Here is a 12,412-nt window from a genome sequence, read left to right as displayed (position 1 = left end):
AGCCTTGTTGAAGCCCTGCCCCGGCTCGCAGAATCGCCGTCATGGATCACTCGGAGAAGGTCGATCAGGACGCGGTGCTCAGGGCGCGGACGATGCTGCTGGAGTCGGGCAGGCCGAGCGTCGCGCGGCAGGTCGAGGCGTACCGGGTGCTGTCGGCGGTGAGTCCGCTGACGTATGTTCCGAAACTGGCCGAGGCGCTGGTGTCGTACGGATACGAGCCGGACGTGCGCGATCTGCCGGAGGTGCGGCTGGCGCGGCACGCGGAGGCGGCGGCCGTGGCGCGGCGCATCGACGAAGGGGACCCGCGGCGGACCGAACTGCTGGTCCGGGCACTGGACGCCTGTCAGCACGGCCTCTACGCCTTGGGGCGGCGGGCGGAGGGGTTCGCCGTCTGCGAGGAGATGGCCGCGGCCGGGCGCTGGGGCTTCGAACACGGGCAGGTCAAGAGCCCCGCGTACGGGCACGGACGGCTGGCGACGGTCCTGGCCGAGGAGGGGCGGTACGGCGAGGCGGCCGAGGTCTGCGGGAAGTCGGTCGAGGCGGAGCGGCCGTTGACGCCGGGGGGCAACTGGTTCTGGCCGGTGGTGAAGTGGGTGGCCGCCCTGGATGCCGCCGGACGGCGGGAGCCGGCTCTGGAAGCCTTTGCCGAGCTGGTGGACGTCACCCGGGCGAAAGTCGCGACGGACAGCACCGCGTTGGCGATCCAGGTGTGGCAACTGGTCCATCTGGCACGGATGTCGACGACTGCCGGTCGTCAGGCGGAAGCGGTGGCGGTCCGGCAGGAGGCCCTGGGCCTGCTCACCGAGCTGGACCTCACCGGTGAACGCAAGAGCTGGAGCAACATCCTGTCCTGGTGGGTCACCCTGTTCGCCCTGTCCGGACGCTCGGCCGAGCCCGTCCCGACCGTGCAGGCACCGGGACCCGGGTTCGGCGCGCCCCACCTGGACTGGTCGCCGGACGTCAGGGATGCCTACTTCGAGGGCCTGGGACCGCTGGAGGAACAGGTCGCCGCACTGCGCGAGGACCCGTCCACCCCGCTGCCCGAACTGATCGCCCAGCACCGCAGACTGGTCGTCCGCGCCGCCGTGCACCGGGAGCGTCGCCACCACCGCATCCTCAAGCCACTGCGACCCCTCTTCACCGAGTCGGTGGCCCTTGCCCGCCGTCTCGCTCAACCCGGGGTGCTGGGCGAGGCGTTGACGGACCGGGCCATGTTCTTCGTCGCGGCCAAACAGTACGGCGAGGCGTACGACGACTTCCGCGAAGCCTGCCAGCTGCTCGACGGCTGATCCGGGCGATCAGCGTTCCCCGCGCAGCCGCTCGAACGCCGTCGGCCTCGGGCGGCGGGGCAGGAACTCCCTGATGCGCAGGGCGCATTCCAGCGGGGTGGCCCGGCTGGTGTCGCACTCGATGTCGTAGATCCCATGGGAGTGCACCTGCTCCAGCTGACGTGCCGCGAGCCCGGGCGGCCGGTCGCCGCGCTCGCGCTCGCGGCGCTCCAGCTCCTCCGGCGGGCAGTGCACCCCGACGAGCACCACGTCCCGCGGGACGAACAGGGACAGGCAGTCGCGGAGCCGCCACTCGGCGCTCAGCACATGGTCGACGACGACGTTGTTCCCCGCGGCGGCCATCCCGGCGACCGCGCGGTGGAAACCCTGCCAGGTGCGGTGCAGTACGGTGCCCAGTTCGTCCGGCGCCATCGGAGCGCTCGACCGCATCGCGTGGAACGCGTCGACGGGCAGGTGGAAGTACGGCTCGTCGAGCACCCGCAGCAGTTCGGCCGCGATGCTCGACTTGCCCGAACTGGAAGTGCCGTTCAGGAAGATCACAAGGCCCTGGCGCGGGGGGACGCTGTCGAGGTGCTCCATGGTGTGGATCTTAGGAGGGGTGGGGGTGGGCCATGATGGGCGGATGACTCATGCCGCCCTCTTCCGCCACCAGTTCTGGGGCGAAGGCACTTACGAGCTGGCCATCGAGGTCGGGTCGACGGACGACGCCCGGTTGCAGGCCGTCCTGGACGCGGTGTGGGGCGCGGCGGGGGTGGAGGGCTGCTACGGGCACAAGGACCGGGAGCCGGAGGAACAGGAGACGGCGCCCCGCACGGTCGCCGCGCTGGAGGAGTTCGGCCATCTCCTCGGCCGGGTCCGGCTGCCTTCGGGGGAGCTCGTCGTGTGTGACGTCACGGCGGTGCGGGGTGGTGACGACAGCGGCGACTGGCTGGCGTTCGGAGTACCGCTGTCGGCCCTGCGGCAGGCCGGTGCGGAGTTCGAGGACGGTCCGTACTTCCGGTCCGCCGCGGCCGACGCGTGGCTGGCCGGCATCGGCCGGGACGCCTATCGCGAGGCGTCCTTCAGCCTCGGCCTGATCGGGTGGAGCGTCTCCGGCCTGACGGACGCCGAGACGCTGGGCGGTGTGCTGCCCGAGAAGCGGGGCATGGCGTATCTGCTGCCCAGCGGCGGGGTGCTGCGCTATGGAGCCGTGAACGACTGAGCCGGGCGGCCCGGGTCAGGCCGCCTCGATGACATTGCCGCGGATCGCGGCCGCCCACTCGACCACCAGCAGCTCGTACTCCTCGCGCTCCTGGGTCGACAGCGAACCGCCCGCCCGCAGCCACAGCGCACGGATCTGCTCGTTGACTTCGGCAGCAGACCGCACGGAACCAGGGGCCATGGAATCGGGGGACATGCCGACAAGCCTAGGGGCAAGCACTGACACTGCGCTACCGAACGGCTACGCACAACGTATGTGATTGGTCACGGAGTTCACTGGGCGAACATGTTGAATTCCGTTCGGGTGGAACCGTGTTGTGGCCCCGGAGTGTCAGCCCGCCGACTCCGCCGCGTGCGGGCTGAGCGCGCCGACCGACACCAGCACGATGACCAGGATGCCGAGCGCGATGCGGTACCAGACGAACGGCATGAAGCTCTTGGTCGAGATGAACTTCATGAACCAGGCGATTACGGCATATCCCACCGCGAAGGCGACGATCGTCGCGAAGATCGTCGGCCCCCACTCCACATCGCCGCCCTCCAGCGCGTCCTTGGTCTCGAACAGGCCGGAGGCCAGCACCGCCGGAATGGCGAGGAGGAAGGAGTAGCGGGCCGCGGCCTCGCGGCGGTAGCCCATGAAGAGGCCGCCGCTGATGGTGGCTCCGGAGCGGGAGACGCCCGGGATGAGGGCGCAGGCCTGGCAGAGGCCGAAGATGAGGCCGTCCCGGACGCCGAGGTCCTCCAGGGACTTGCGCTGGGTGGGTGCCCGGTGCTTGCCGCCGCTCTCGTCGCGCGCGGCCATCCGGTCGGCGATGCCGATGACGACGCCGACCACGATCAGCATGGTCGCGGTGATGCGCAGATCGCGGAACGGGCCCTCGATCTGGTCCTTGAGGGTGACGCCGAGCACGCCGATCGGGATCGATCCGACGATCACCAGCCAGCCCATCTGGGCGTCGTGGTCGCTGCGCATCGCCTTGTTCGTCAGTGACCGGAACCAGGCCGAGATGATCCGCCCGATGTCCTTGCGGAAGTAGATCAGCACGGCCGCCTCGGTGCCGATCTGGGTGATCGCCGTGAAGGCCGCGCCCGGGTCCTCCCAGTCGAAGAAGGCCGCCGTCAGCCGCAGATGCGCGCTGGAGGAGACCGGAAGGAACTCTGTGAGCCCCTGGACGAGTCCGAGGATGAGCGATTCAAACCAAGACATGAAGGTACGGAGTCCAAGCGCTGATCGTGGGAGGAGCGACGGGCACACCGAGCCGCCGGGCCGCGGTGATCACAGGTGTGGAGGGCAGCCTAGCGTCCGGCGGTGACAGGCCCGCCACGGGGGCTTCGGGGGAAGGTGGTGACCAGGAGGTGAGAAGACCCCGTGGGCTGGAGTACGACCTGTTGACCGGTCATAGTCCCGCCGCTTAGGTTGCTGCGGAGAGAAAGCGCTTGCTGGTCGGGTGGCAGGCGTCGGCGCCGTCCGCCGTTCGTAAGAGGAGTGCTGATCACGCCCATGTCCCCCCTCACTCCCCTCGACGGGCGCCGTGTCCGCGTGGCCGTCATCGGCACCGGCGCCATCGCGCGCGACTCCCATCTGCCCGCGCTGGCCAAGCTCGCGGAGGAGGGCGAGACCGAGGTGGTCGCCGCCGTCGACATCGATGCCACGTCCGTCGAGGACTTCTGCACGGCGGGCGGCATCCCGCACGCCTACACCGACCTCGACCGCATGCTGCGCGAACAGCGGCCCGACCTGGTCACCATCTGCACCCCGCCCACCCTGCACCGCGAGCAGAGCATCGCCGCGCTGCGCGCCGGGGCCTGGGTCTGGTGCGAGAAGCCGCCGGTGCCGACGCTGGCCGACTATGCCGCGGTGGAGGCGGAGGAGGGTGCGGAGAGCGGTCCATACTCCTCCATCGTTTTCCAGCACCGTTTCGGTTCGGGCACCCGCCATGTCAGCCGGCTGCTCGCCGAGGGGGCCCTCGGCCGACCGCTCGTCGCGCACTGCCAGACCACCTGGTACCGCGACACCGCCTACTACGCCGTGCCCTGGCGCGGCCGCTGGGCGACCGAGGGCGGCGGCCCGGCCATGGGCCACGGCATCCACCAGATGGACCTCATGCTGGAGCTGCTGGGCCCGTGGAGCGAGGTGCGCGCCATGGCCGCGCGGCTGGTGCACGACGTGGAGACCGAGGACGTCTCCACCGCCCTGGTCCGCTTCGAGAACGGCGCCATGGCCACGATCGTGAACAGCGTCCTGAGCCCCGACGAGGTCAGCCGCATCCGCATCGACTGCGAGCGCGCGACCGTGGAGCTCACCCATCTGTACGGCCACTCCAACGCGAACTGGCACATCACCCCGGCCGTGGGCGTGCCGGGCGACGAGGCCGCCGCCTGGCGGGACTTCGGCCCGGACGTGCCCAGTTCGCACCTGGAGCAGCTGCGTGAACTCGTCGTCAGCATGCGGGCCGGCGAACGCCCGCGCAGCAGCGGCGCCGACGGCCGCACCAGCCTGGAACTGGTCGCCGCGCTCTACAAGTCGGCGTTCACGGACGTCACGGTGAAGGCGGGCGAGATCGGCCCCGGCGACCCGTTCTACACGGCCATGCACGGCGACGCCCCCGGCTGGGCCCCGGCCGCCACCGCCCCTGCCGTCGGCGAGGGGGTGCCCGCATGAGCGCGCTGCGCATCGTCCACGCGCACGGCGACCGCATCACCGTCACCGACCCCGCCACCGGCGTCGAGCTGCTCGCGTACGTCTACCGCCCGGAGGCGGCCTGGGAGGCCCCCAAGCCGTACATCCACCCGCTGCGGACCCTGGCCGGGGACGTCGTCACCGACTACCGCCCGAACGACCACCGCTGGCACAAGGGCCTGTCCCTGACCGCGTCCCATGTCTCGGGCGCCAACCTGTGGGGCGGCAACTCCTACGTGCACGGCGAGGGGTACCTCGAACTCCCCAAGCGGGTCGGCTCGATGGCCCACGTCGCCTTCGACGAGGTCGCCGCGCACGACGACCGCGTCGTCATCGCCGAGCGCCTCACCTGGCACCCCTACAGCGGCGAGCTGTGGGCCGACGAGCGGCGCCGGATCGAGATCCACGACGTCGACCCCGAGTCCGGCTCGTGGGCGCTGACCTGGACGAGCGCCATCACCAACCGGCGCGACGAGCCGCTGGTCCTCGGCAGTCCGACCACCGCCGGACGTGAACTCGCCGGGTACACCGGCCTGTTCTGGCGCGGGCCGCGCGCCTTCCGCGACGGCCGGATCACCGCCCCCGACGCCGAGGGCCCCGGTCTGCTCGGCGCCCAGGCCCCCTGGCTGGCCTTCTCCGGCGAGCACGACGGCACCGACGGCCACGCCACCCTCGTCTTCGAGCACGCCCCCGAGAACGACCACCTCGGCACCCAGGGCGCCCACCCCGCCCACTGGTTCGTCCGCAACGACCCGTTCGCCGGCGTGGCCCCCTCCTGGGCCTTCTACGACGAACTCGAACTCGCCCCCGGCGCCACCCTCACCCGCCGCTACCGCGTCGTCGTCGCCGACGGCGCCTGGGAGCGCGAGGAAATCGCCAAGTACCTGCGTTCCCACCCCTGGTGACCTCCTACGAAGGGCTCCCCGGCGGGGTCGCCGTGTCGCACCTGTGCGTCTACGACTGGCCCGCCGCCGACGGCCTGCACGGCGGAACGCCCCATCTGCACCTGGCCTGTTCGGAGGCGTACGTCGTCACCGGCGGCCGGGGTGCCGTGCAGACCCTCACGACAGCCGGGTACGAGGTCACGCCCCTCGTACCCGGCACGGTCGCCCGGTTCACGCCGGGCACCATCCACCGGCTGGTCAACGAGGGCGGGCTGCGGATCACCGTCCTCATGCAGAACAGCGGGCTGCCGGAGGCGGGCGACGCGGTGCTGACGCTGCCCCCGGAGTACCTGACCGACCCGGAGACGTACGCCGCCGCGACCACGATCCCGGCGGACGCGCCCGAGCCGGAGCGGGAGCGGATCGCCCGGGCCCGGCGCGACCTCGCCCTGGAGGGGTACCGGCGGCTGCGCGAGGCGGACGGCCCCGAGGCGCTGGCCGCCTTCCACCGGGCCGCGGCCGCCCTCGTACGGCCTCGGCTCGCCGCATGGCGAGAGCGCTGGCGTGCCGGTGCCGCTGCCGCCGCGGCGGCGACGGAGGAACAGCTCGACCGCCTCGAGCAGGGCGACGTCTCCCACCTCGCTGACGCCGTCGTGCGGTCCGAACAGCCCTCGGAACGCGGGAAGTTCGGGATGTGCGGGCGGCTGGACGTCTACCGGGGCGGCTGAGGATCCCGGTCCGTCGCGACATCGGCGGTGGTCGCGTCTAGCCTGGAGTCATGGCGACGGTGCAGGTGGGCGGCGTGGAGATCGCCTACGACCGCGTCGGCCAGGGACCTTTGCTGGTCCTCGCGCACGGCGCCGGGGACGCCGCGCGGATATGGCGGCCGCAGCTGACCGGCCTGGCCCACGAGTTCACGGTCGTGGCATGGGACGAGCCGGGCGCCGGACGCTCCTCCGACCTGCCGGCCGGCTTCACCCTCGCCGACTACGCCCTCTGCCTCGCCGCGGTGATCGAGGACGTGGGACTCGGCCCGGCCCACGTCGGCGGGCTCTCCTGGGGCGGAACGGTCGCGCTGGAGCTGTACCGGCACCGTCCGGAGCTGGTCAGGACCCTGCTGCTGGCCGACACCTACGCCGGCTGGAAGGGCTCGCTGCCGCCCGAGGAGGTGGCCCGCCGGGTGGCAGGGGCACGACGGATGCTCGACGTGCCGCCCGAGGACTTCGCCCCGACGCTGCCGGAACTCTTCGCCGGGGAGCCGCCCGCCGAGTACGTGCCGCTGCTCGACTCGATGGCACAGGACGTGCGCCAGGCCACCATGAGGGCCCAGCTGCGCCTGATGGCCGAGGCGGACCAACGGGACCTGCTGCCCCTGATCGGGGTGCCGACGCTGCTGCTGTGGGGCGAACTCGACGCCCGGTCGCCGCTGGAGGTCGCCCGTGCCTTCGAGGCGTCGATCCCGGACGCGCAGCTCGTGGTGCTTCCCGGCGCGGGGCACGTCAGCAACCTCCAGGCACCCGAGGCCTTCAACCAGGCCGTCCGCGCGTTCTGCCGCGCACACCGCTGACCGGTCGCGGCCTCACGCCGCCGTCGGCCCCGCCACCGTCCAGCCCGGAACCTGCGGATGGGCGCTCAGGTCCTCGTGGCGCACGGCGTCGCCGCAGGCCTGGCAGACGACGACCGGGAGCAGTTCGTTGCCGCAGGCGTGCTCGACGACCATCGGCCGGTCGTCGTCCGCGCGCAGATGCCGGTCGCCCCAGGCCATGAGGGTCACCAGGACCGGTTCCAGCTCCAGGCCCGCCTGGGTGGGCCGGTACTCGAAGCGCTGCGGCCGCTCGCTGTAGGCGCGCTTCGTCAGGATCCCGGCGTCGACGAGCCGGCGCAGGCGGGTGGCGAGGATGTCGCGCGGGGCGCCGATGTTGCGCACCAGCTGGTCGAAGCGGCCGTTGCCGAGGCACACCTCGCGCAGGACGAGCAGCGAGTACTTCTCGCCGACGAGCGCCAGGGCGTCGGCGATGGAACAGGGGCGCGGGTCTTTGGTGGCGGCCATGAGCCCGATTCTAGGGGAGGGTTTGATTTTCCAACCCGCAGAGCTATGGTGAGTTTGGATTTCCTACTGACCAGTAGCTGTCTGGTGACCGCGGAGGCCGCACCATGCGTGACGCAGTGATCGTCGAAGCCGTACGCACCCCCATAGGCAAGGGCAAGCCGAACGGCTCCCTCGCGCACGTCCACCCCGTCGAGCTCCTCGCCCACACCCTGCGCACCCTCGTGGAGCGCTCCGGCGTCGACCCGGCGCTGATCGACGACGTCATCGGCGGCACCGTCGACCAGGTCGGCGAGCAGGCCATGAACACCACCCGTTACGCCGTCCTGTCGGCGGGCTTCCCGGAGACGGTCCCGGCGACCACCGTGGACCGCCAGTGCGGCTCCTCCCAGCAGGCCGTGCACTTCGCCGCGCAGGGCGTGATGTCGGGGGCGTACGACCTCGTCGTCGCCTGTGGCGTGGAGTCGATGAGCCGGGTGCCGATGTGGTCCAACGTGCCGCCCGGCGCCGACCCCTTCGGCCCGGGCGTGGCCGAGCGGTACCCCGAGGGCCTCGTCCCGCAGGGCATCAGCGCCGAGCTCATCGCGGCCAAGTGGTCCATCACGCGCGAGCAGATGGACGCCTTCGCGGTGTCCTCGCACCGCAAGGCGGCCGAGGCGTGGAGCGCGGGCCTCTTCGACGCGGAGGTGGCTCCGCTGGACGGGGTCGCGCGGGACGAGTGCGTACGGCCGTCCAGCACGGCTGAGGTGCTCGGGGGGCTCAAGCCGGCCTACTACGACCCCGGGTTCGCCGAGCGGTTCCCGCAGATCGAGTGGAACGTGACGGCGGGGAACGCGAGCCCGATCAATGACGGGGCGTCGGCCGTGTTGATCACGTCCAGTGAGACGGCTGCTCGTCTCGGGTTGCGGCCGTTGGCGCGGTTGCACAGTTTCGCGGTCACGGGGTCCGATCCGCTGCTGATGCTCACCGGCGTCATCCCGGCCACGGAGAAGGTGCTGCGGCGGGCCTCACTGGCGCTGGACGACATCGATCTGTTCGAGGTCAACGAGGCGTTCTCCAGCGTGGTGTTGGCTTGGCAGCAGGAGACCGGGGCGGATCTGGGCAAGGTCAATGTGCACGGGGGTGCTATCGCGATCGGGCATCCGTTGGGGGCGAGCGGTACGCGGCTGACGACGACGTTGGTGCATGCGATGCGGGAGCGGGGCGCGCGGTACGCGTTGCAGACCATGTGTGAGGCGGGTGGGCTCGCCAACGCCATGGTGCTTGAGGCTGTTTGAGCGGCTGATCGCCGGTGGGGGCTTGTCGCGCAGTTCCCCGCGCCCCTGGGGGGCGTTGTACTTACCGGCGCTGCAAATGGTGGCGCTTGCGCCAGGCCACCGCCGCGCCCACCAGCGCCGGCACCGCGATCGCCGCCATCGCGATCAAGAACGCCGGGGACGTCGGTGTCGAAGCGCGTGACCCCGCCACCACGTACGCCGCCGTGTTCGGGATCGAACCCAGTGCCGTCGCCAGGAGGAACGGGACGTAGCCCATGCGGGAGACGGCGGCGCAGTAGTTCGCGGCGGCGAAGGGGACGCCCGGGAAGAGGCGGATCGCCAGCATCGAGCGGAAGCCGTGGCGGCTGAGCTGGCTGTCGGCGCCCTGGAGCAGACGGCCACGCAGCAAGGGGCGGAGGGCGTCCTGGCCGAGTACCCGGCCCAGGGCGAAGGCTATGCCGGCGCCCAGCACCGTGCCCGCGAGGGCGGCGCCGATGCCCAGCTGGGAGCCGAAGAGCGCGCCGGCCGCGAGGTTCAGCAGCGGGCGCGGTACGAACGCCACCGCGCACAGGCCGTACGCCCCCGCGAAGACCATCGCAGCGGCCGCCCCGCTCAGCTGGGGTGGCCAGCCGTCCGCCAGCAGCCGCTGTGGCTCGAAGAGCAGCACGGTCGACGCGGCCGCCACGAGCAGTGCGACGAGGAGGGAGAGCCGCGACCAGGGCGAGAGCAGCACTCTCGTCCAGCGGGCGGCGAGACCTGCCGGGACCGGTGCGGTGAGCGCGAGCTCCGTGGCGGTGGCCGGGGGAGTGGCCGTGGCGGTGCCCCCAGAGCGGGTGGTGGCATCGAGCATCCGGTGACACTAACCGACCGATGTGTGTGATCGCCGTATGGTTCGTCTCATGAGCGTCACAGGTGTGGGATCTCCCTCACTTCCGCGCAGCCCTCTCGCCGACACCGTGCTGGACCGGCTCACGGTCGTCTACGGGGCCGCGGCCGACCCCGCGCGGGCCGAGTCCATGCGGGCGTACATGAAGGACGTGGCCCCCTTCCTCGGCCTCACCACCCCCGTGCGCCGCGCCCTGTCCCGCACCGTCGTGGAGGGCACGCCCCGCCCCGACGAGACCGACTGCACGGCGATCGCGCTGCGCTGCTGGCGGCTGCCCGAGCGCGAGTACCAGTACTTCGCCGTCGACTATCTGCGCCGCCACGCGCGCGTGCTGTCGTCCGGCTTCCTGCCCGTGACCCGGCACCTGGTCTCCACGGTCCCCTGGTGGGACACCGTGGACCTGCTGGCCGCGCACGTCGTCGGCGCCCTCGTCGGGGCCGACCCGGCGCTGAAGGCGGACATGGACGCCTGGATCGTCGACGACGACCTGTGGATCGCCCGCACCGCGCTCCTCCACCAGCTCCGCTACAAGGAACGCACCGACACCGAACGCCTCTTCACCTACTGCCTCCACCAGTCCGGGCACCCCGACTTCTTCATCCGCAAGGCCATCGGCTGGGCGCTGCGCGAGTACGCCAAGACCGACCCGGAGGCCGTACGGGGCTTCCTCGCGCGGGAGAAGGGCCGCTTCGCGCCGCTGTCGGTGCGGGAGGCGCTGAAGAACATCGGGGCGTGAAAAACCGTTCGACGCCGGGCGAACCGTCGGCAATGATCGACCCCATGTTCCGGCACGCCTTCCTCCTCGCAGCATCCGCAGTCGCGGATGCGCCGAAGGCTGCCGTTCCCGTCTTTCTGACAGCCGTCGACGGCGCCCGAAGCTGACCCTCTCCGGATCGTCCGGCGGACCCCGCAGGGGGAGGGTCGGCAAGTCCTTGGGGTCCCCGCTTTCCTGACGAAGAGACTTCGAGGTACAGCCATGCCCAAGACGGCATACGTGCGCACCAAACCGCATCTGAACATCGGCACCATGGGTCATGTCGACCACGGCAAGACCACCCTGACCGCCGCCATCACCAAGGTCCTCGCCGACCGCGGCGCCGGCACCTTCGTCCCGTTCGACCGCATCGACCGGGCCCCGGAGGAGGCGGCGCGCGGCATCACCATCAACATCGCGCACGTCGAGTACGAGACCGACACCCGGCACTACGCCCACGTGGACATGCCGGGCCACGCCGACTACGTCAAGAACATGGTCACCGGCGCCGCGCAGCTCGACGGGGCGATCCTCGTCGTCTCCGCGCTCGACGGGATCATGCCGCAGACCGCCGAACACGTCCTGCTCGCCCGGCAGGTGGGCGTCGACCACATCGTCGTCGCCCTCAACAAGGCCGACGCGGGCGACGAGGAGCTCATCGACCTCGTCGAGCTGGAGGTCCGCGACCTGCTCACCTCGCAGGGCTACGGCGGGGACACGGTCCCTGTCGTACGGGTCTCCGGGCTCAAGGCGCTGGAGGGCGACCCGCGGTGGACGGCGTCCATCGAGGCGCTGCTCGACGCGGTGGACACGTATGTGCCCATGCCGGAGCGGTACTTGGACGCGCCGTTCCTGCTGCCCGTCGAGAACGTGCTCACCATCACCGGCCGGGGGACGGTGGTCACCGGTGCGGTCGAGCGGGGGACCGTGAAGGTCGGTGACCGGGTTGAAGTGCTCGGCGCCTCCGTGGACACCGTGGTCACCGGGCTCGAGACCTTCGGCAAGCCCATGGAGGAGGCGCAGGCCGGGGACAACGTGGCCTTGCTGCTGCGGGGTGTTCCACGGGACGCCGTGCGGCGCGGGCATGTGGTCGCCGCGCCCGGTTCCGTCGAGCCGCGGCGGCGGTTCTCGGCTCAGGTGTACGTCCTGTCCTCGCGTGAGGGCGGGCGTACGACGCCGGTCGCGACGGGGTATCGGCCGCAGTTCTACATCCGGACCGCGGATGTGGTGGGCGATGTGGACCTGGGTGAGGTGGGCTTTGCCCGGCCCGGGGAGACGGTTTCGATGACCGTTGAGCTGGGGCGGGACGTGCCGCTTGAGCCGGGGCTCGGGTTCGCCATTCGCGAGGGTGGTCGGACTGTGGGTGCGGGGACAGTGACAGCCGTTGTGTGAGGGGGGCTGAGGTGTGTGGGGGAC

General features: G+C 71.4%; 14 protein-coding genes. 9 read left to right on the top strand and 5 right to left on the bottom strand.

All coding sequences use genetic code 11. The annotated features are described in order from the left end of the window. Positions 1–41: 41 nt before the first annotated feature. Complete coding sequence (locus CRP56_RS06630; RefSeq protein ID WP_097261225.1) at positions 42–1,289, top strand: hypothetical protein; 1,248 nt, start codon at positions 42–44, stop codon at positions 1,287–1,289. Positions 1,290–1,298: 9 nt separating this feature from the next. Here the strand turns inward: CRP56_RS06630 and CRP56_RS06625 are convergent, their stop codons facing one another. Further along, entirely contained in the window at positions 1,299–1,868 is a 570-nt protein-coding gene (locus CRP56_RS06625; RefSeq protein WP_097261223.1) for a chloramphenicol phosphotransferase CPT family protein, read from the bottom strand. Between the two features lie 43 nt (positions 1,869–1,911). Between CRP56_RS06625 and CRP56_RS49055 the strand changes: the two genes are divergently transcribed. Further along, positions 1,912–2,490, top strand: a complete 579-nt coding sequence (locus CRP56_RS49055; RefSeq protein ID WP_306459436.1) for a hypothetical protein — start codon at positions 1,912–1,914, stop codon at positions 2,488–2,490. Positions 2,491–2,505: 15 nt separating this feature from the next. Here the strand turns inward: CRP56_RS49055 and CRP56_RS06615 are convergent, their stop codons facing one another. Both CRP56_RS06615 and CRP56_RS06610 read right to left on the bottom strand, forming a co-directional pair. Next, positions 2,506–2,685, bottom strand: a complete 180-nt coding sequence (locus CRP56_RS06615; protein ID WP_059198253.1) for a hypothetical protein — start codon at positions 2,683–2,685, stop codon at positions 2,506–2,508. A gap of 135 nt (positions 2,686–2,820) precedes the next feature. Further along, entirely contained in the window at positions 2,821–3,696 is an 876-nt protein-coding gene (locus CRP56_RS06610) for an undecaprenyl-diphosphate phosphatase (RefSeq protein WP_097261221.1), read from the bottom strand. A gap of 294 nt (positions 3,697–3,990) precedes the next feature. Here CRP56_RS06610 and CRP56_RS06605 point away from each other — a divergent pair, with 294 nt between their 5' ends. From CRP56_RS06605 to CRP56_RS06590, 4 genes are read left to right on the top strand one after another with little or no spacing between them, the layout of a single operon-like run. Continuing rightward, positions 3,991–5,151 carry a Gfo/Idh/MocA family protein gene (locus CRP56_RS06605; RefSeq protein WP_097261219.1) on the top strand — a complete coding sequence of 387 codons (1,161 nt, stop codon included), beginning with the start codon at positions 3,991–3,993 and terminating at the stop codon, positions 5,149–5,151. Next, the gene (locus tag CRP56_RS06600; RefSeq protein ID WP_097261217.1) at positions 5,148–6,074 is read left to right on the top strand and encodes a PmoA family protein; all 927 of its coding nucleotides are present in this window, start codon (positions 5,148–5,150) and stop codon (positions 6,072–6,074) included. Before CRP56_RS06605 ends, CRP56_RS06600 begins: the two co-directional genes overlap by 4 nt. Next, positions 6,071–6,781, top strand: coding sequence for a cupin domain-containing protein (locus tag CRP56_RS06595; protein ID WP_097261214.1), 711 nt, complete (start codon positions 6,071–6,073; stop codon positions 6,779–6,781). The genes CRP56_RS06600 and CRP56_RS06595 overlap by 4 nt, the downstream gene beginning before the upstream one ends. 50 nt (positions 6,782–6,831) lie before the next feature. After that, a complete protein-coding gene (locus tag CRP56_RS06590) occupies positions 6,832–7,620 on the top strand; it encodes an alpha/beta fold hydrolase (RefSeq protein WP_097261212.1) in 789 nt (262 codons plus the stop codon). A gap of 12 nt (positions 7,621–7,632) precedes the next feature. Here CRP56_RS06590 and CRP56_RS06585 read toward each other — a convergent pair whose 3' ends face one another. Continuing rightward, complete coding sequence (locus CRP56_RS06585) at positions 7,633–8,103, bottom strand: winged helix-turn-helix transcriptional regulator (RefSeq protein WP_097261210.1); 471 nt, start codon at positions 8,101–8,103, stop codon at positions 7,633–7,635. Positions 8,104–8,207: 104 nt separating this feature from the next. Between CRP56_RS06585 and CRP56_RS06580 the strand changes: the two genes are divergently transcribed. Beyond that, positions 8,208–9,377, top strand: a complete 1,170-nt coding sequence (locus CRP56_RS06580; RefSeq protein WP_097261208.1) for a thiolase family protein — start codon at positions 8,208–8,210, stop codon at positions 9,375–9,377. Between the two features lie 61 nt (positions 9,378–9,438). Here CRP56_RS06580 and CRP56_RS06575 read toward each other — a convergent pair whose 3' ends face one another. Beyond that, positions 9,439–10,206, bottom strand: coding sequence for a TVP38/TMEM64 family protein (locus CRP56_RS06575; protein ID WP_097261205.1), 768 nt, complete (start codon positions 10,204–10,206; stop codon positions 9,439–9,441). 49 nt (positions 10,207–10,255) lie between these two features. On the opposite strand from CRP56_RS06575, the gene CRP56_RS06570 reads away from it, so the two are divergent. Together CRP56_RS06570 and tuf are read left to right on the top strand one after the other, a co-directional pair. Continuing rightward, positions 10,256–10,978, top strand: a complete 723-nt coding sequence (locus tag CRP56_RS06570) for a DNA alkylation repair protein (protein WP_097261203.1) — start codon at positions 10,256–10,258, stop codon at positions 10,976–10,978. Positions 10,979–11,218: 240 nt separating this feature from the next. After that, the gene (gene tuf / locus CRP56_RS06565) at positions 11,219–12,388 is read left to right on the top strand and encodes an elongation factor Tu (RefSeq protein WP_097261201.1); all 1,170 of its coding nucleotides are present in this window, start codon (positions 11,219–11,221) and stop codon (positions 12,386–12,388) included. The last annotated feature ends 24 nt before the right edge of the window (positions 12,389–12,412 follow it).

Origin of the sequence: Streptomyces sp. TLI_55 (assembly GCF_900206255.1) — a bacterium.
GTDB classification, from domain to species: domain Bacteria; phylum Actinomycetota; class Actinomycetes; order Streptomycetales; family Streptomycetaceae; genus Streptomyces; species Streptomyces aquilus.
This window is presented reverse-complemented; position numbering and strand designations above follow the sequence as displayed.